Annotated in this window: 18 protein-coding genes and 1 tRNA gene; 16 read left to right on the top strand and 3 right to left on the bottom strand. The window is 38.3% G+C overall.

Translation table 11 applies throughout. The features are described from left to right. Window positions 1-225: 225 nt before the first annotated feature. A complete protein-coding gene (gene ndk / locus B5X70_RS05020; protein ID WP_232468335.1) occupies window positions 226-627 on the top strand; it encodes a nucleoside-diphosphate kinase in 402 nt (133 codons plus the stop codon). On the opposite strand, the gene B5X70_RS05015 is transcribed toward ndk, so the two are convergent. Both B5X70_RS05015 and recF read right to left on the bottom strand, forming a co-directional pair. Then, window positions 624-932, bottom strand: coding sequence for a DciA family protein (locus B5X70_RS05015; protein WP_079556788.1), 309 nt, complete (start codon window positions 930-932; stop codon window positions 624-626). The genes ndk and B5X70_RS05015 overlap by 4 nt on opposite strands. Before the next feature lie 20 nt (window positions 933-952). Next, window positions 953-2059: a DNA replication/repair protein RecF gene (gene recF / locus B5X70_RS05010; protein ID WP_079556787.1), complete on the bottom strand. Its 1107-nt coding sequence runs from the start codon at window positions 2057-2059 to the stop codon at window positions 953-955. 195 nt (window positions 2060-2254) lie between these two features. Here recF and B5X70_RS05005 point away from each other — a divergent pair, with 195 nt between their 5' ends. From B5X70_RS05005 to B5X70_RS04965, 9 genes are all read left to right on the top strand, one after another. Further along, window positions 2255-2929, top strand: coding sequence for a tetratricopeptide repeat protein (locus tag B5X70_RS05005; RefSeq protein ID WP_079556786.1), 675 nt, complete (start codon window positions 2255-2257; stop codon window positions 2927-2929). 139 nt (window positions 2930-3068) lie between these two features. After that, on the top strand, window positions 3069-3563 hold the full coding sequence (gene ribH, locus B5X70_RS05000) for a 6,7-dimethyl-8-ribityllumazine synthase (RefSeq protein WP_079556785.1): 495 nt from the start codon (window positions 3069-3071) through the stop codon (window positions 3561-3563). A gap of 27 nt (window positions 3564-3590) precedes the next feature. Further along, window positions 3591-3673: transfer RNA gene (locus tag B5X70_RS04995), tRNA-Tyr, on the top strand. A 214-nt stretch (window positions 3674-3887) separates the two neighbouring features. Further along, window positions 3888-4634, top strand: a complete 747-nt coding sequence (gene fabG / locus B5X70_RS04990) for a 3-oxoacyl-[acyl-carrier-protein] reductase (protein ID WP_079556784.1) — start codon at window positions 3888-3890, stop codon at window positions 4632-4634. A gap of 137 nt (window positions 4635-4771) precedes the next feature. Further along, window positions 4772-5935, top strand: a complete 1164-nt coding sequence (locus tag B5X70_RS04985) for an iron-containing alcohol dehydrogenase (RefSeq protein WP_079556783.1) — start codon at window positions 4772-4774, stop codon at window positions 5933-5935. A gap of 29 nt (window positions 5936-5964) precedes the next feature. After that, a complete protein-coding gene (locus B5X70_RS04980; RefSeq protein WP_079556782.1) occupies window positions 5965-7020 on the top strand; it encodes a DUF6340 family protein in 1056 nt (351 codons plus the stop codon). A 17-nt stretch (window positions 7021-7037) separates the two neighbouring features. Continuing rightward, complete coding sequence (gene dacB / locus B5X70_RS04975; protein WP_079556781.1) at window positions 7038-8456, top strand: D-alanyl-D-alanine carboxypeptidase/D-alanyl-D-alanine endopeptidase; 1419 nt, start codon at window positions 7038-7040, stop codon at window positions 8454-8456. Window positions 8457-8462: 6 nt separating this feature from the next. Next, on the top strand, window positions 8463-9242 hold the full coding sequence (locus B5X70_RS04970; protein WP_079556780.1) for an amidohydrolase: 780 nt from the start codon (window positions 8463-8465) through the stop codon (window positions 9240-9242). A 516-nt stretch (window positions 9243-9758) separates the two neighbouring features. After that, window positions 9759-10043, top strand: a complete 285-nt coding sequence (locus B5X70_RS04965) for a hypothetical protein (RefSeq protein WP_079556779.1) — start codon at window positions 9759-9761, stop codon at window positions 10041-10043. A 331-nt stretch (window positions 10044-10374) separates the two neighbouring features. On the opposite strand, the gene B5X70_RS04960 is transcribed toward B5X70_RS04965, so the two are convergent. Further along, window positions 10375-11514 carry an MFS transporter gene (locus B5X70_RS04960; RefSeq protein ID WP_079556778.1) on the bottom strand — a complete coding sequence of 380 codons (1140 nt, stop codon included), beginning with the start codon at window positions 11512-11514 and terminating at the stop codon, window positions 10375-10377. Between the two features lie 242 nt (window positions 11515-11756). Between B5X70_RS04960 and B5X70_RS04955 the strand changes: the two genes are divergently transcribed. The 6 genes from B5X70_RS04955 (at window position 11757) to buk (ending at window position 18284) form a co-directional block, all read left to right on the top strand. Then, window positions 11757-12416 carry an energy transducer TonB gene (locus B5X70_RS04955; RefSeq protein ID WP_079556777.1) on the top strand — a complete coding sequence of 220 codons (660 nt, stop codon included), beginning with the start codon at window positions 11757-11759 and terminating at the stop codon, window positions 12414-12416. Between the two features lie 431 nt (window positions 12417-12847). Further along, a complete protein-coding gene (gene pta, locus B5X70_RS04950; protein ID WP_079556776.1) occupies window positions 12848-13855 on the top strand; it encodes a phosphate acetyltransferase in 1008 nt (335 codons plus the stop codon). Window positions 13856-13891: 36 nt separating this feature from the next. Then, a complete protein-coding gene (locus B5X70_RS04945) occupies window positions 13892-14848 on the top strand; it encodes a 3-hydroxyacyl-CoA dehydrogenase family protein (RefSeq protein ID WP_079556775.1) in 957 nt (318 codons plus the stop codon). A gap of 54 nt (window positions 14849-14902) precedes the next feature. Further along, window positions 14903-16120 carry an acetate/propionate family kinase gene (locus tag B5X70_RS04940; protein ID WP_079556774.1) on the top strand — a complete coding sequence of 406 codons (1218 nt, stop codon included), beginning with the start codon at window positions 14903-14905 and terminating at the stop codon, window positions 16118-16120. 49 nt (window positions 16121-16169) lie between these two features. Further along, window positions 16170-17087 carry a bifunctional enoyl-CoA hydratase/phosphate acetyltransferase gene (locus B5X70_RS04935; RefSeq protein ID WP_234995073.1) on the top strand — a complete coding sequence of 306 codons (918 nt, stop codon included), beginning with the start codon at window positions 16170-16172 and terminating at the stop codon, window positions 17085-17087. Between the two features lie 126 nt (window positions 17088-17213). Further along, the gene (buk, locus tag B5X70_RS04930) at window positions 17214-18284 is read left to right on the top strand and encodes a butyrate kinase (protein WP_079556773.1); all 1071 of its coding nucleotides are present in this window, start codon (window positions 17214-17216) and stop codon (window positions 18282-18284) included. Window positions 18285-18350: the final 66 nt, after the last annotated feature.

Raw genomic sequence — 18350 nt, 5'->3', positions numbered from 1 at the left:
TCTGGTTTTCTATAAACTCATTTACCCCCAAAGCACAAGTCTCAATTATAATGGGGGTTTTATATCTTCAATCAACAAAGATAAATTAAATTATCAGCCAAGCGATTATTTTTTATGATTTATCAAGTAAAAAAGGTATATTGTTGGTATGCTAACTTTAAAGTTAGCATCAATTGTAACCCATTAAATTCTGGATATATGAACACGGGCAGAATAACATTGACAATGATAAAACCATATGCCGTAAAGCAACATCACGTTGGTGCAATTTTATCAAGAATCGAAAAAGAAGGTTTTCATATTCGAGCCTTAAAAATGACCCAATTACCTGCTGAAAAAGCTGAAATATTCTACGAAGAACATACCGGAAAATCGTTTTTCCCCGATTTGATCGAGTTCATGTCATCAGGGCCAGTAGTTGTTGCCATACTTGAAAAAGAAAATGCAGTGGATGATTTTCGCAAACTGATTGGAAATACTGATCCCGCACAGGCCGAAGAGGGAACCATTAGGAGAACCTATGCCAAAGATAAAACCCGCAACGCCATACATGGCTCAGACAGTGATGAAAGCGCAAAAAGAGAGACACGATTTTTCTTTAGCTCGATGGAAGAGTTCCCTTATTAACGGATAACCAGATCGTAAACCACCTTGCCTCCGGCTTCGCGGTTTAATGATTCTATGATTTTTGTTTTGTGCATCAGAAGTTCGCTTCTGATGATACTGGAGTTGAGATTTACGTACAAAACTCCCTTATAAAACTTTACCTGTGTAGTTATACGGGCCACTGACGGGCCTAATACTATTGGCCAGGCCTGTATTGCACGGCTCTCTTTTATGCCACGACTTAATGCCGGACTGTCAACAATATCAGAAAGAATCTCCTGAAGGGATTTCGTGTTGTTGTATCGGTTTCTGTCGTCTCTATACATCGTCAAATATCTTTTCTTCTTTAAATTTCAAAATTAATTTCTCCATTGTCAACCTGAAAAAAGCGATGCTCTTTACCGGTTTGCTTCACAATGTCATGAAGACGCTTTCTTTGTGTATCGGTAATAAAAATCTGTTGAAAGGTATCCCTGCCGGCCAACTCAATTAAACTACTCACCCTTTCATCATCCAGTTTATCGAACAAATCGTCGAGTAAAAGAATGGGTGAAAAACCAAAAAAATCTTTCAGGAATTCAAATTGTGCCAGTTTAAGTGCGATAAAAAAAGTTTTTTTCTGTCCCTGTGATCCGTCTTTCTTTACAGCGTATCCATTCAACAACAATTCAAGATCATCCCTATGAATGCCTTTGCTGGTGTATCCCAACACCAAATCCTTTGCACGTCTTTTTAATAGTTGCTCCGTAAGTTTTCCTTTCTGATGATGCGAATGATAAATGATGCTGACCTGCTCATGTCCGCCTGAGATAAAACAGTAATATTTTTGAAATACAGGCTCTAACTCCTTAATAAACGTTTCACGTTTATTAAAAATCTGTTCTCCGGTAATTGCCAGTTGTTCATCCCAAACATCCAACTGCGATTCAATTAACTTAATATTGCCTCTTGCACTTTTAAGAAGAACATTTCTCTGGTTAACAATCCTGTTATACCTGATAATTAAATCCAGGTAAGGCTTATCAAATTGAGACACTACACTGTCTATATATTTTCGTCGCAATTCGCTTCCTTCCGTAATTAGACGCTCATCACCAGGAGAGATCATCACCAAAGGTAACAATCCTATGTGATCGGATAAACGGGTATATTCCTTTTTATTGCGTTTAAATTGCTTTTTCTGGTTTCGCTTTAAACCTGCATAAATCTGATCATCCTGATCGCCTCTGACGTAACTCCCCTGGATTACGAAAAAATCTTCATCGTGATGAATTAACTGACTATCAATTGAATTAAAATAACTTTTACAGAAAGACATATAAAAAACAGCATCCAGGAGGTTTGTTTTTCCGGCACCATTTTTCCCAACAAAACAGTTTATTCCTGAGGTAAGATCAAGTTCACACTGCTTTAAATTCTTAAAATTTAAAAGATTGATATGTTTTAAGTACATTTATAACGAAATTATATTGTACAAAAGTAATCATTTGAAAAAGCAAAAAATAGAAATCCCATTTAAAATAATTAACACCCTAATCATTAACAACATATCGTTTTGGCATTCTGTAAAATGCCAAAAATATTTAGGGCAATTGCTCATATTATATCTAATTTATTAAATTTGCGAATCTAAAAAATTAATGAAGATATGTCTAAGAAAGAAAACACTTCAGAAAACAAACTGGAAAATGTTGAGCAGGCGCTCGGTAGAACCGAAAGGTTCATTGAAGAGAATCAAAAAACTCTGACCATTGCTGTACTGGCATTGATACTTATTGTTGGCGGTTATTGGGCCTACATTAAATTATACATGGAGCCGCAGGAAGCTGAAGCTCAGCGTCAGATGTTCCATGCACAAATCATGTTCGAAAACGAAGATTATAGTGCCGCTCTTGAAGGAGATGGAATTAATCCGGGTTTCTTGGAAATCATTGATAATTTTGGGCGTACAAAAGCAGGTAATCTTTCAAGATATTATGCCGGAATCAGCTATCTGCATATTGGAGAGTACGAAGAAGCCATCAGATACCTCAGAAGCTTTAAAACCAAAAACGACAAGATGAACGCGGTTTCTTTAGGAGCTATCGGCGATGCACATGCAGAGCTTGGCGACATTAACGAAGCCATCAGATGGTATCAGCGTTCATCTCAAATAGAGAACAGCATAACGGCGCCATTTTTCCTTCTGAAAAAAGGCTTGGCATACGAAAGCATTGGCGACAATGTAAGAGCTCTTGAAGCTTTTAGAACAATTAAAGAAAAATACAGAGAAAGTACCGAGGCTAGACAGATCGACAAATACATCACTCGCGTATCTCTCTGATTTTTGTAAACAATTATTATATTTAAGCTGTTAGAAATGATTTGATTTACTTTACCGTCAACCCTGTGGGATTGACGGCAAAGTAAATCTTATAGAAACTAACAGCTTTTTTATTGTACATATTAAAACACTGATAATCATGGCTACATCATTACAGAATTTATCAATATACGACGAACAGTCGGTTCCGTCTGCCTCTAAAATGAAATTTGGTATTGTAGTATCGGAGTGGAACAGACCCATTACCGATGCGCTATATCAGGGAGCTAAAAACACTCTTTTAAAACATGGAGCCATCGAAGAGAACATCATAACCATTGGCGTTCCGGGTAGCTTTGAACTGACAGCAGGGGCACGTCTTTTGGCAAAAAAAACCGATGTTGACGCAGTTATTTGTTTAGGATGCGTAATTCAGGGAGATACACCGCATTTTGATTACGTATGCCAGGGGGTTACACAAGGGATTACCCAGCTGAATGTAAAATTTAAAATCCCATTTATTTTTGGTGTATTAACAACTGACAATCAAGAGCAAGCTGAAGAGAGAGCCGGCGGAAAGCATGGAAACAAAGGTGATGAAGCAGCCATAACAGCTATTAAAATGGTTGATTTAAGTTGTAGGTTAAAAAAATAATTGTAATTTTGCACCTGCAAATTGCAAGGGGGGATACCGAAGTGGCCAACCGGGGCAGACTGTAAATCTGTTGTCTTACGACTTCGGAGGTTCGAATCCTCCTCCCCCCACTCTTTTTTTTGCTTTCCAAAATAAAATCAATCAATTCAACTTAGACTAACATTTTTCATTGCGTATAGTTAAAATTGTACGTTTTTACTTTTTTCTTAACTTTGTGTGGAATTTTGCTGTTATCATCCTGTTTTATTTATTTTTAAGCAGAGTAAACAGGTCAACATTAATTCAATAACGCTATTCAGCCAAATTTATTTAAATTTTTAACGAATGAAGCTATTAGAAGGAAAAACTGCGATCATTACAGGTGCTGCCCGCGGAATCGGTAAAGCCATTGCATTGCGTTTTGCAGCCGAAGGTTGTAATATTGCTTTTACTGACCTTGCCATAAACGAGGCGGCAGAAGCTACTGAAAAAGAAATTGCTGCTTTTGGTGTAAAAGCAAAAGGTTACGCCTCCAATGCTGCTAATTTTCAAGAAACTCAACAGGTGGTGGCAGAAATTGCTAAAGATTTTGGTCGTATCGATATCCTGGTTAACAATGCCGGAATAACCAAAGACACCCTTTTGATGCGTATGACCGAAGACCAATGGGATGCCGTAATTTCAGTAAACCTCAAATCCTGCTTTAACTTTACAAAAGCAGTACAGGGAACCATGTTAAAACAGCGCTCAGGCTCCATTATTAATATGAGTTCGGTAGTTGGAGTAAGTGGAAATGCAGGTCAATCAAACTATTCTGCATCCAAAGCAGGTATGATTGGTTTCACAAAATCAATTGCAAAAGAACTTGGATCACGGGGAATCAGAAGCAATGCCATTGCTCCCGGGTTTATTATCACAGAAATGACAGGCGTTCTACCCGAAGATGTAAAAAAATCATGGGAAGCTCAAATTCCTATGAGACGCGGAGGAACTCCGGAAGATGTTGCCAACACATGCGTATTCCTTGGCTCAGATCTTTCATCATATGTTACCGGGCAGGTAATTCCTGTTTGTGGTGGTATGAACATGTAGTATTTGAATCAAAATCAGGTATAAAAAGCGGGACGGCCATTGGCCGTCCCGTTTTGTTTATAAACAATACTCTATGAATTACAGAAAACTTTTGTATTTTAGAACTGTTTATCAAATACAATTAAAAAGTTTAACATATGAGAGATTTCAATTTCAAATTCAACACAAAAATTCTTTTTGGGAAAAATAAACTTGAGGAAATAATCCCGGAAATAAAAATGGTTGGTTCACGTCTTCTTCTGGCCTACGGAGGTGGTTCAATTAAAAGTATTGGATTATATGATGAAATTGTAGCTCTTTTAAACAAACATCAAATTCCTTTTGAGGAGTTAAGCGGCATCAGGCCAAACCCTGGAATTGAGTCTGTGCGTGAAGGAGTAAAAATTTGTCGTGAGAATAATTTGGATTTTGTACTGGCAGTTGGAGGTGGAAGTGTTTTAGACTGTTGTAAGGCCATTGCTGCCGGGGTACATTATGAAGGCGACCCTTGGGATTTCATGGTTCAAAAAGCGGTTGTAAAAAAAGCGGTTCCTTTAGGAACCATCCTTACATTAGCAGCTACCGGCTCTGAAATGAATGGCAACGCGGTTATCAGCAACAGTGAAACATTTGAGAAAAGAGCGATGGGGGCTCCCATTCTCTGTCCGGTTTTTTCTCTCCTAAATCCGGAATATACATATACAGTAAATAAGTGGCATACAGCCGCCGGCATTACCGACATTATTAGTCATGTGCTGGAATTATATTTCACTCCTGAAAAATCAACCCAAGTGCAGGATGCCATGAGCGAAGCATTAATTAAAACAACTGTTTCGTTGTCACCTGTAGTTTTGGAACAGCCCGAAAATTATGAAGCAAGAGCACAAATAATGTGGACAAGCACCCTTGCATTAAATGGGTTATTAAGTTTTGGAAAATTACCGGGCGATTGGTCAACACATCTTATTGAACATGAGGTGAGTGCTATTTATGACATAACACATGGTGCAGGACTTGCAATCATCTTTCCTGCCTGGATGACATATGTTTTAGATGAACAAAACGCGTGGCGTTTTGCAAAATTGGCGCGAAATGTGTGGGGTATTATTGATACAGATGATTTGTCAGCAGCTCACAAAGGGATTGCAGCCATGAAATCATTCTTTTCATCAATAGGCATGCCTGTTTCCTTAAAGGAAGTAGATATTGATGATTCTCAACTCGGAACTATGGCTGAAAAGGCATGCAGGTTTGGATCTATTGGATTAATAAAAAAACTGAATAAAGCAGACATTGTTGAAATATTTAAAATCGCATTATAGGTACGGATTAAACAATAAGATATAACCGTATGGGACTAAAAAAAATAAAGAAGAGCCTGGGATTTATTCTCCTTCCATTTGTTTTCAGCGCATGTTCTACCATGTCGTATATCGAGATAGACGTGTTAAGGCCTGCGGAGTATTCAATGGCACCAGATATCTTATCTGTTGTAGCCGTGGATTACGCATATCCGCATCGTTCCGACTCAATGCACATATTTTATATCAACAATGACACCATTATTGCCGATTCTATTTGGGTGGATGATTTTGGCATAAGAGCAGTTCAATCAATGACCAAATCATTACAACAAATGGCATTTTTTGACACGGTTTATTTCTATTCCACCTCATTAAACCTGCCCCCTAATGGAGACCCAAACCGCCCTATTCCTTTAAATGAAATTCGAAGAATTCTTTCGGAGTACGATGCTCAGGTTTTAATAGCACTTGAGAAAATCAATTACAGTAGTGAAGTGAATGTAACCTATCTAAATCAGGACGTTTATTTCGGAACGCTGGATATTTATGGGGCGATGTTTTGGAAAATATATGATGAAAATGGATATATTTTAGATGTTTACCTACAAAAAGATACTTTGTTTTGGAATAATTATCCTACGTATCTAAATCAACCACACAGAAATTTACCTGAGATTAGAGAAGGCCTAAATACAATGGCGAACTTTATGGGGCAAGAATACACCACACGCATAGCCCCATATTGGGAATCGGTATACAGACCTTACTACAGAAGCGGACATCATATGTTTGATCGTGCAAATGATCTGGTTAACATTAATAACTGGAATCAGGCTGGCAGAGTTTGGTACTATGTATACGAGAACGGAAACAATAGACAAAAAACCAGAGCAGCATTCAATCTGGCAGTAGCTTTTGAAGTAAGCGGGAATTTTGATGAGTCCCTTGCATGGGCGAGAGTTAGTCAGGAGCTTATGAATAACTTAAGTTCTCTGCAAGTTTCGTCAAGAGAGAAACAAATCTTGTCAGAATACATCAAGGAACTTGAGAGAAGGATAAACGACTCAAAGAAACTTCAGGAACAACTTGGAGCAGGATTTTAACAACCAACGTTACAGCCATGCGATGGATCATTGCTTTACCAATACTATTTTCTTGTTTATGCAGCAGCTTTGCTGCCTCAAATTCAAAAGTACCTGCGCCACCAAATTTCCCTGGAGCATCTGTTGGGATATCGGTCATTGACCTCTCTAGTGGTCTAGAAGTAACCGGAGTGAATCAGGATAAATTGCTCACCCCTGCCAGTGTTTTGAAATTATCAACTACTGCTAAAGCTCTCGATAAATTGTCGCCGGAATACAGATTCTCCACTTCATTTTTCTATAGCGGAGAAATTAAAAACGGAATATTATATGGAAATCTTGTTATTCGTGGTGGTGGAGATGGAACGCTCGGTTCTTTTTACTTTGATTCAACTCAACCGGATAATACGCTACAGTATTTTGCTGAACAGTTGAAGAAAAATGGAATCCATACCATAAACGGAAAGCTTATTATTGATCAGACTTTATTTCCTGAACCCCGATACCCGGCCGGGCGTCTTTGGGAAGACATGGCTAATTATTATGGAGCTGTTCCTTCTGGACTCAGTTGGAGAGATAACACCTTCCACCTTACACTCAGATCTTCTGCAAGTTCCGGAGAAAAATGTCAAATTGTATCGGTCACCCCTCCCCTTGATGACATCAGTTTTATAAGCCATGTATATTCAGCCACACACAACAGGGACAGTGCCTACATATTTGGATATCCGGGCTTATCTCAATGGGAAGTAAGAGGAAGTATTCCAACAAGCCGCACTGATTTTACAATACGTGGAGCATTACCCAATTCCGGAAAGACATTTGCTCATGAGTTGGCAAAACATATTGGTTACAATATAGATAATAACATCATAGACATTCAGGATAACATCAATTATGAAGATCTACATTTATTATTCACCCATCTCTCCCCTCCGCTTGAGGAGATCATACAAATAGTGAACCAACGCAGTCACAATCTATTGGCCGATCATCTGTTTTTGTTGAACGGGTTAAATGCACCTAAGCATCATTCATTGTGGGATCTTGCTACATGGAACACCATTAAATATTGGAAGAATGCAGGAATAGACATGCCATTAAGATTTCATGACGGGTCGGGTTTATCACCAAAAAACCTCGCATCACCTCGCTTTTTTACCGATTTATTGGCACACGTGAATCAAACGCAATATCAAAGCGTTTTTGAAAAGTCTCTATCAGTAAGTGGTCAATCCGGTTCATTGCGAAGAATGTGGTCTACCAACAACAGGAGAGGTCGAGTATTGGCCAAAAGCGGCTCCATGCAGGGTGTGTTGGGGTATTCAGGCTATATTTACACCACCAGCGGACGCAAACTGGCCTTTTGCATTATTGTAAATAACTATACTCAGTCATTTCTGGAAATCAGAAACTCAATCGAAGAATATATCAATTTTTTCATTGACCATTATTAGCCATACATGAATGAAGAATTAAAAGTATCATTAGTTCAGCACGACATTAAATGGGAGCAAATAGAAGTAAATCTGGAGCGAATTCAATACCTGATTCAAAATAATAAATTTGAATCAAGAGTAATTGTTCTTCCTGAAATGTTTGCTACTGGATTCTCAATGAAGCCTCACAAAACTGCTACTACAATGAGAGGGGTAGTTTTTAACTGGCTTAAGAAATTATCTGATTCAACCAACGCTATTGTCATTGGAAGCCTACCAATTGTTGAGAACAACAGATATTATAACCGCTGTATCGCAATGTATCCCGGAGGGAACCTCTTTTGGTATGATAAAAAGCATTTATTTCGGATGAGCGGAGAAGAGAAAGTATACTCATCAGGAGATAAGAGAGTCATCATTAATGTAGATGGATGGAGAATCGCTCTTTTCATTTGTTATGATCTGAGGTTTCCGGTATGGTGTAGAAACAGGAACGATTACGATGTTGCCATATATGTGGCAAATTGGCCTAAAACCCGTTCTTACATATGGAAAACGCTTCTATCCGCAAGAGCCATAGAAAATCAGTGTTATGTAATTGGTTCCAACAGAGTGGGTAAAGATCCAGTTGCTGAATATGAAGGAGCATCGACTGTATTTGGGTTTGATGGCAGATCACTAAATAGAACGATTTTAAACAAAGAAGCAATCATCAATACAACATTGGATTTCAAATCTTTATATAACTTCAGAAATAAATTTCCTACATGGATGGATGCGGATAATTTTTACCTAAATGCGTAACTATATGATACGAGAATCCGTATATATGGCATGATTGCAGTATATCAGGTACCATATAAGAAGAATTTCAAAAGTTGAATTCAACAATTTAACAATTGCTTAAGCGAACCAGGACAAAGTAATTTGAATCAGAAAATGGTTGCATATAAGTTCAAAAACATTTTTCGACTAAATTACTTGAATTATTGCAAACTCTTCCTTTCCACCCAAATCAACTTAACACACTTAATTTAATTAAACAAAGTTACCTGGCCTTGATTTCTATTGAGTGAAAATAGTGCTAAAAATTATAGTGAAATCACGATGGACAATTATCACAGATATGCGTTAGAAGGCATTTAATGGCAAATTGTAGAGGCAAAGAAGAACTTTATATCATAATTATTTAAACGTTCATCCAAACTTTATTTAATATTATCAAAATTATTTACAAAATTCACAAGCACAGCGATAAATGTAATATTTTGTTTATACTTTAGTTTTAACAAATCACTTATCGTACTAAATCTAACAAATATGAAGAGTTACCGGGTTAAAGTAAGAGATGAAAAAGCAGAATTCTTTGAAGAATTATTAAGATATCTTGATTTCTGTGATTACGAAAAAGTTGAAGGATTCTCAGAACCTCGCATATATCCAAGTTTTGAAATTCGTTCTAAGGATGGAAATCACAAACAAGGTTCAAAAAACTCTGTTAAAGGATCAGGTGGAAAATTTGCTGATACCGAAAACAGTTTGGAAAACCTCAGAGAAGTCATGTCCAGAATTGATGCATTAAGAGATCGAAGCAGAAAAGGCTGATTATTTTGTCAATATAATATAATATTACTTTACATATTGATCACCTTGCAATAGGTAATTGTACGACATTTGGTCAAACATTTCTCGAGTTATGTTTATACTATTACGTATTGCAAGTTAGATCAACAAACCCATTATAGTGAATCGAGCAGATTCAACTGATTTTTTCTCATTGAACAGACAGCGGAATTGAATTAATAGCAATATTAAATAAGTGCTCCGACCTATAAGTTCATACCTCAATATCTCATCAAAAAAGCTTGCAAGCTCATGATTTCATAACTATTTCTTATGAATCGATTTAGCACATAGAGTAAAAAATGATTTTAAATCATTTTTTAAACAGAGATATTATAAAAGCAAAACAAACGAATAGAGATAGTACGAAAAAGCTGATAAGAAGGCTGTAGGCCTCTGCTATCAATCCAAGAAAAACCGGACCAATTAAAAATCCTACATTAGAAACCGCAGCAATAAATGAGACTCCATCCGAAGTTTTAACACCATCAATGCGTGATGCCAAACGGTATATTTCAGGGACAATAACTGAAAACCCCAATCCAATCACCATAAATCCAGCCAGAGTTATCGCTGGTTGAACATTTAAAACCAGAACAAAGCCAAGCAGACTTGTGCCAATTGCTATTCGCAGCAACTTCCAGGAGCCAAGCTTAAAACTTAAATCATCGCCGGAAAATCGACCAATGGTCATTCCCAAAGAAAAGAGCGCATATCCAAAACCAAGCATATATTTATCTAATTCAACCTCTCTTTGAAGAAACAGAGCGCTCCAATCGGCAATTGCTCCTTCAGAAGCCATAAGTATCAACCCGATTATAGCAACAGCAAGCAATGGCCTAACCGGGAATTTTCTCCTTTTACCAGATGATGGAGTTTCTCCTTTAATATGATAATACGCGTTTCTTAACATAATTTGAGCCGCGATTAAAATAGATAAGAGCACTGTCAAATGCAGAATCGGCATACCAATCTTCCCCGCTAAAAATCCGCCGGAAGAGGCACCAATAATTCCTCCAACGCTCCAAAATCCGTGGCTCCCTGTCATAATATTTCGCCCTGCCTTAAGCTCAACATTTGCAAGAAGAGAGTTTAATGCTATTACAAATACAGAACTCATCAGACCAAAGTAAAAGAGTGCTATGCAGAGTAGAATATAAGTTGGGGCTAGAAACATTCCATATACCGAAGTGGCATAAAAGATGAAACCAAAGAAAGTTTGACGCCCAACTCCAAGAACATCAATTAACCTATTACTTACCGGAATCATTAAAAAAGATCCAAGTGAAGCAAAGAATAAAGCCACTCCTAATTGCCCTTCACTGATCTCAAGTTTATCTACAATAACTGGGATGTATGTAACCCAGGTACTGAAAACCATGGCAAAACAAAAAAACAAAAAAGCCGGAGCAAAATAGCGTCGGGATCTTAAAAACACTGTAAATGAAAGCATATAAACCACATTGCTAAAATCTTAAACCATGCAAAAGTAATAACTATTTATTCCGGAAATACCATCATTTTAAAGATTAAATCTAATTAACAATATCATTAAACTCATATCGATATACAATTGGTATAATTATTGTTACTTAAAGATTGTTAACACATCTATTAAGTAGCTGTTTAAATGTAGTTTCTTTAGCATTCTAAAGAATATAGAGCAATTAATTAATATAACCAAACCTCGGACACATGAAAGCAACTTCTTTAAATTCAAGGAAATGGTTCATGCCATTTATATGGTTGATTTCCTCCATATTATTTGTTACCGAATTATATGCAAATGAACCATCAAAGCAGACTATGGATTCCGTATATACAATAGTTGATAGACTTCCGGCATTCAGAGGACGACCTTCAAATATCCACAGATTTGTCAGATCCAATCTTATTTATCCTGATGAAGCATGGATTAACGGGATTGAAGGAGTTGTTAAAGTATCGTTCATTATAACAAAAGATGGGAAGTTGATGAACGCAGCAATAGAGGAAAGCATTGACCCCCTGTTGGATATGGAAGCATTAAGAATTGTTGACATGATGACAGATTGGAGACCAGGAAGAAAAAACGGTGTTGATGTACATACGCAAATGTCGATTCCGGTTCAATTTACTTTATCAGAAGAAGAGCGTGAGTTTGTATCGACTCTAAAACGTTTTGAACTCCATGAAAACCCACCATTGTATGTAATTGATGGGAAAATTGTCCATTCACGCATTCACCTCCCATCACACAACGTAAAGTCAATAAGAGTTTTAAAAGGCGAATCAGCAATTGAGAGATATGGTGATGGAGCACTAAACGGTGTCGTTGTTATTACAACTAAAAGAGGAACTCCACCGATACGTTAGTGAAATATCCTTAATAATTCTTTAAACAAACTTTTCATCACATCGCATTTCATTTAGGTTAAACAACAATTAATCAACATATTAAACAACAAACTAAAATGCCGGATTTTAACAATCCGGCATTTCTTTAGCATCCGTGATTTTTAACGATAAACCATAGATTATCAGAAATTTGTATCTTTGAATTGCAATTCGTTTTGAAAAGTGCAAAATATTGATGCATAATCTCTTTAAATTTCTTAAATTTAATAGATTGTAATCCGGGTTAGCACAAATATTCCCCCATTGATTGAGATATTTTTGGGTACTACAACCAGACAAGAAGTGTGATTACAAGATGCAAAATTCATACAATAAATATATGAATTTGAAAACCATACATTTAGAACAAACGTAAAAGTATTACAAAACATAAAAATTACTCATTTATTATGGAATTTATTCAACAACTAAAAGCAAACGCCAAAGCAAAAAAACAAAGAATTGTTTTACCCGAAGGACTGGAGGAGCGAACTCTTCAGGCTGCAAATACTGTTCTGGAAGAAGATTTCGCCGAAATCATTTTAATTGGTAATCCACAAGCCATTAAAGATGAGGCTTCACGTCTTAATTTATCACACATTGATAAAGCAACCGTCATTGACCCGGAAAGGCACGATAAAATTGAGAGCTACCGGGATTTTCTTTACGAATTAAGAAAAAGTAAGGGAATGACCCTTGAACAAGCCTCTGAGCTTGTAAAAAATCCGCTATATCTATCTGTGCTAATGATTAAAAACGGAGACGCTGATGGCGAAGTGGCCGGTGCTGATAACGCTACCGGAGATGTGTTACGGCCGGCTTTCCAAATCGTGAAAACCATTCCGGGGATCAGTGTTGTATCAGGTGCATTCATCATGATCCTGAAGGATAAAGAGTTTGGTGAAAACGGAATTCTTATTTTTGCTGACGGCGCAGTACACCCAGATCCTGATGCAGATCAATTGGCAGATATCGCTGTTGCATCTGCCATGACGGCTAAATCAATAGTAGGAATAGAACCACGCATTGCCATGCTGAGCTTTTCAACCAAAGGAAGTGCTAAGCATCCCATGGTAGACAAAGTTGTTGAAGCGACAGAAAAAGCAAAAAAAATCAATCCTGACCTGAAAATTGATGGTGAACTTCAAGCCGATGCGGCATTGATCCCGTCCATTGGAAGCAAAAAAGCTCCGGGGAGCGAAATTGCCGGCAAAGCAAATGTGTTAATTTTCCCCGACTTACAATCAGGCAACATTGCATACAAATTGGTTCAACGTTTGGCACATGCAGAAGCCATTGGACCCGTATTGCAAGGAATGGCAGCACCAATAAACGATCTGTCAAGAGGTTGCTCTGTTAGCGACATTGTAAACCTGATAGCAATAACAGCCAATCAGGCAGCAGGAACTCTTAAATAAAACTAAAAGCATTAACAACACAAGAACTCGAGGGATATGGCAGAAATTGTAGTCGAACCTATTGAAAAATACGCACTAAACAAGCGAAAAAGAGTTAAAACTCTTTTTTCAAAAATTGGTGTTGTTGGATGTGGCAAAGAGGGACAAAGCATTGCCCGAATTGCTGCCTGGCACGGAATGGAGGTTGTTTTTATCGAGTTATCACTGGATAAAATTGAATCTGCCATTCACGGCATCAGCCGTGAGCTTGATCATCGGATAGAAAACTGGGGTTTAACTCTAAGTGAGAAGAAAGCAATTCTTGGACGAATCAAAGGATCCATGGATTACAAAGATCTGGTTGATTGCGACTTTGTAATTGAAGCCATCCGATCTGACGAAGCTACCGGTGAAAGAAGCATTGACGTGCGCAAGCAGATATTCAGAAGCATTGAAGCTGTAGTGGACAAAGATACCATTATTGCAACCAATGCCACCACCATTGTCATCTCAGAGTTGGCCTCTGAGTTGGTGCATCGCGACCGATGTGTGAGTCTTCACTTTTTTGTAACCTCAGCCGAAGCTAGAATCATTGAAGTGGTTAAAGGGCTTTATACCACCGATGAAGTTTACAGCAAAGTCTGCACTTTCGTTAAATTGATAAACAGGGATGTTATTCCTGTAGAAGAATCAGCTGGTCTTGTGAGTGTACGCCTATACGTAACACTTCTAAACGAAGCATGTGAAGCTCTTATGGAGGGTATTGCAACATTGGAAGACATTGACAAAACAATGGTCATTGGATTGGGTATGCGTTTCGGGCCTTTTCATACAGCCGATATTATTGGATTAAACAAAGTGGTTAAATGGATGGATAACCTGTTTGATGAATTTGGAGAATCCAAATACAAACCATCACCGCTTATCAAGCGCCTTGTCAGAGCGAAAAGACTTGGAGCACAAAGCGGTGAAGGATTTTACAAATACGATATGAACGGGAAAAGAATCAATTAAGAAACATCCTGATTAACTTCTGGTATTTAATTCAACAAGTTTAAAGTTCAAAAAATGAAGATATTAGTTCTCAATTGTGGAAGTTCATCCATTAAATATCAACTCTTTTTCATGGAAGGTGAAACCTGGGATGTGATGGCTAAAGGCGGGGTTGAAAAGATTGGTTTAAAAGGATCCTTTCTAAAACATGAAAAAAGCAACGGAGAAAAGGTTCTCCTTGAAGGGGAAATTCTCGATCATGAAACAGGTATAGATTATATTCTGGGAATCCTTTTGAGCGACCTTCACGGTTGCATCAAGGAGATGGAAGAGATCGATGCCGTGGGTCATCGTGTGGTACATGGTGGAGAAACCTTTAATTCAAGTGTATTTATTACAGACGAGGTCATCAGCAAAATGGAAGACTGCATTGACCTGGCTCCTTTGCATAACCCTCCCAATTTAAAAGGAATTCGCGCCATTTCATCTCTGTTACCAAATGTACCTCAAGTGGGAGTATTCGATACGGCCTTTCACCAAACCATGCCCAAACATGCTTACATGTATGCCATTCCGTTTTCGCTCTATAAAAAATATGGAGTCAGACGTTATGGTTTTCACGGAACCAGCCACAGGTATGTTTCAAAAAGAGCCTGTGAAGCTCTTGGAGTTGACTATAAAAAACAGAGAATCATATCATGTCACTTGGGTAATGGAGCCTCTGTAGCTGCCATTATGAATGGAGAATCGGTTGATACATCCATGGGGTTTACACCACTTGAAGGATTGATGATGGGTACCCGTTGTGGCGACCTTGATATTGGTGCTGCAACTTATATTATGGACAAGGAGCTCATCGGTATTCAGTCGGCCAGTATCTTATTTAATAAGCACAGTGGAATGCTTGGTGTAACAGGTATATCATCAGACATGCGCGAAATTGAATCAGCACTTGAGAAAAAAGATCCCATGGCTGAATTAGGCATGAGCATGTACAACTACAGAATTAAAAAGTTTGTTGGCAGCTATGCCGCTGCAATGGGTGGTGTTGACATTCTGATTTTCACAGGTGGAATTGGTGAAAATGGAGACCTTACCCGCAGGGAGGTTTGTAAAGGATTGGATTTTATGGGTATGGTTTTGGATGATGAGAAAAACACAGGCCTTCGTGGCAAGGAAATGGACATCAGCAAGAAAGAGTCAAAATGCCGCATCATGGTTGTGCCAACCAACGAGGAACTTGTAATTGCTGTTGACACAAAGAAAATTGTCACAGAATTGGTTCATAAATAGATTTCAGTGTGACTGACCCTCATGAGTATCAGTTAACTGATATTCATGAATGAATGATAAAACAGATATCATGTTTAAACATCTGAATGAACTGCAATCACTAATAGACAAAAGCAAGCCACGCAAGCGGCTTGCTCTTGCTGTTTCCCAAGACGCCTATTCGCTGGATGCAGTTTATAAAGCCTATAAAGCAGGAATTATTGAACCCGTGCTGGTTGGCTCCGAAAAACTAACTAATGAGTTGGCCAACCAACATGGATACGACTTAAATGGAATCAGCATAATTGACGAGCCCGATCCGGAAAAAGCTGTTGAGATTGCAGTCAGAATGGTACATGACGGGCGAGCCGACATTTTGATGAAAGGGAAAGTTCCCACACCTGTTTTGCTAAAAGGTGTTTTAAACAAGAAATGGGGTCTTAGAACAGGTCAACTTCTCTCCCACTTCTCTTTTTTTGAAGTAAACACCTATCACAAACTGATAGGTGTAACTGATGTTGCTATGAACATCGCACCTAATCTTCAGGAAAAAATTGCCATAATTAATAATTCGGTGACATACCTGAATAAACTAGGCATTAAACGTCCCAAAGTAGCTGTTTTGGGGGCCATCGAGATGGTTAACGAAAACATGCAAGCCACCCTTGACGCCGCTTTATTAAGCAAAATGAATCAACGCGATCAGATAAAGAACTGTATCATTGATGGACCACTTGCGTTTGATAATGCCGTAAGTAAAATAAGTGCCAAAAATAAGGGAATTAACAGCGAAGTGGCCGGAGATACTGACATTCTTCTGATGCCGGATATCGAAGTGGGAAATGTTCTCTACAAAAGTCTTGTCTGGTTTGCCAAGGCCAAAGTCGCCTCATTGGTACTTGGTGCTTCAGCACCAATCATACTCACGTCACGTTCCGACTCCGAAGAGAGTAAATTTGACAGCATTTTGTTGGCTGCATTGGGATAAAATAGTATCATTGCTTATTGAAATAAAATATTTCCCAAATATCTGTCAAATGAGATGTTTGGGTTTTATTTTGAATCAAACACACTCAGCTAACTTATTTCAAAACTTGATTAAAAGTCTACATTTATGTTTAAAGTATTGGTAATTAACCCCGGATCAACTTCAACAAAGATTGCAGTATTCGAAGATGTAAAATCTATTTTCTTAAAGACCATTCGACATCCTTCAGAGAAAATGGATCAGTTTGATACCATTGCCGACCAATATGAGTTCCGCAAGGAGGTCATTCTTGACGAATTGAAAGATGCAGAAATTGACATTTCTGAATTAAAAGCCGTAGTTGGTCGCGGAGGAATGGTACGTCCCATCGAGTCCGGTGTATACGAAGTAAATGATGCGCTTAAAAGGGACTTAAGAAAAGGTGTTATGGGACAACATGCCAGTAATTTGGGGGGATTAATTGCCGATGACGTGGCAAAATCAATTCCCGGAGCACGGGCTTTCATTGCCGACCCTGTGGTAGTAGATGAACTAGAGGATGTGGCACGTATTACCGGTCATCCACTGATGCCACGCCAATCAAAGTTTCACGCATTGAACCAAAAAGCTGTGGCACGAAAATTTGCTGAAGCCATCGAGAAACCTTATGAAGAGATCAACCTGATTGTAGCTCATTTGGGAGGTGGAATTTCAGTAGGTGCCCACCGCAAAGGGAAAATTGTTGATGTAAATAATGCTCTGGATGGATTTGGTCCCTTCTCACCCGAAAGAGCAGGTACAGTGCCCGCGGGAAAATTAGTTGATATCTGCTTTAGTGGGGATTATTCCCGTGAAGAAGTCCGCGCCATGATAACCGGTAAAGGCGGTCTGGTTGCACACCTGGGAACAAATCAGGCACACGTAGCTACTCAATGGGCAGAGGAAGGTAACGAAAAAGCGCGACTCATTATTCACGCCATGAGTTATCAAGTAGCCAGAGCTATCGGCAGTGCGCTGGTTGTATTAAAAGGGGAAGTTGATGGAATCATCCTGACCGGCGGAATGGCTCACAATAAAATGGTAGTAAAATACATCCGGGAATACATCGACTTTTTAGGGAAAATCACCATCTACCCGGGAGAAGATGAAATGGAAGCATTGGCTATGAATGCACTGGGGGTCTTAAAGGGCGATTTGATTTGTAAAGATTATGAATAAAGTTTCAAGTTCAAAGTTTTAAGTTTTAGGTTACTTTATTCGGATATTAAACAATTGAGCGAAATT

This window comes from Alkalitalea saponilacus (genome assembly GCF_900168165.1).
Classification (GTDB): Bacteria; Bacteroidota; Bacteroidia; order Bacteroidales; family Marinilabiliaceae; genus Natronoflexus; species Natronoflexus saponilacus.
Note: the sequence above shows the minus strand (reverse complement) of the source record. Positions and strands in the feature narration are given on the sequence as shown.

Coding starts and splice junctions, on each gene's coding strand:
- ndk (WP_232468335.1), top strand. CDS start 226: ATGATAAAACCATATGCCGTAAAGCAACATCACGTTGGTGCAATTTTA.
- B5X70_RS05015 (WP_079556788.1), bottom strand. CDS start 932: ATGTATAGAGACGACAGAAACCGATACAACAACACGAAATCCCTTCAG.
- recF (WP_079556787.1), bottom strand. CDS start 2,059: ATGTACTTAAAACATATCAATCTTTTAAATTTTAAGAATTTAAAGCAG.
- B5X70_RS05005 (WP_079556786.1), top strand. CDS start 2,255: ATGTCTAAGAAAGAAAACACTTCAGAAAACAAACTGGAAAATGTTGAG.
- ribH (WP_079556785.1), top strand. CDS start 3,069: ATGGCTACATCATTACAGAATTTATCAATATACGACGAACAGTCGGTT.
- fabG (WP_079556784.1), top strand. CDS start 3,888: ATGAAGCTATTAGAAGGAAAAACTGCGATCATTACAGGTGCTGCCCGC.
- B5X70_RS04985 (WP_079556783.1), top strand. CDS start 4,772: ATGAGAGATTTCAATTTCAAATTCAACACAAAAATTCTTTTTGGGAAA.
- B5X70_RS04980 (WP_079556782.1), top strand. CDS start 5,965: ATGGGACTAAAAAAAATAAAGAAGAGCCTGGGATTTATTCTCCTTCCA.
- dacB (WP_079556781.1), top strand. CDS start 7,038: ATGCGATGGATCATTGCTTTACCAATACTATTTTCTTGTTTATGCAGC.
- B5X70_RS04970 (WP_079556780.1), top strand. CDS start 8,463: ATGAATGAAGAATTAAAAGTATCATTAGTTCAGCACGACATTAAATGG.
- B5X70_RS04965 (WP_079556779.1), top strand. CDS start 9,759: ATGAAGAGTTACCGGGTTAAAGTAAGAGATGAAAAAGCAGAATTCTTT.
- B5X70_RS04960 (WP_079556778.1), bottom strand. CDS start 11,514: ATGCTTTCATTTACAGTGTTTTTAAGATCCCGACGCTATTTTGCTCCG.
- B5X70_RS04955 (WP_079556777.1), top strand. CDS start 11,757: ATGAAAGCAACTTCTTTAAATTCAAGGAAATGGTTCATGCCATTTATA.
- pta (WP_079556776.1), top strand. CDS start 12,848: ATGGAATTTATTCAACAACTAAAAGCAAACGCCAAAGCAAAAAAACAA.
- B5X70_RS04945 (WP_079556775.1), top strand. CDS start 13,892: ATGGCAGAAATTGTAGTCGAACCTATTGAAAAATACGCACTAAACAAG.
- B5X70_RS04940 (WP_079556774.1), top strand. CDS start 14,903: ATGAAGATATTAGTTCTCAATTGTGGAAGTTCATCCATTAAATATCAA.
- B5X70_RS04935 (WP_234995073.1), top strand. CDS start 16,170: ATGAATGATAAAACAGATATCATGTTTAAACATCTGAATGAACTGCAA.
- buk (WP_079556773.1), top strand. CDS start 17,214: ATGTTTAAAGTATTGGTAATTAACCCCGGATCAACTTCAACAAAGATT.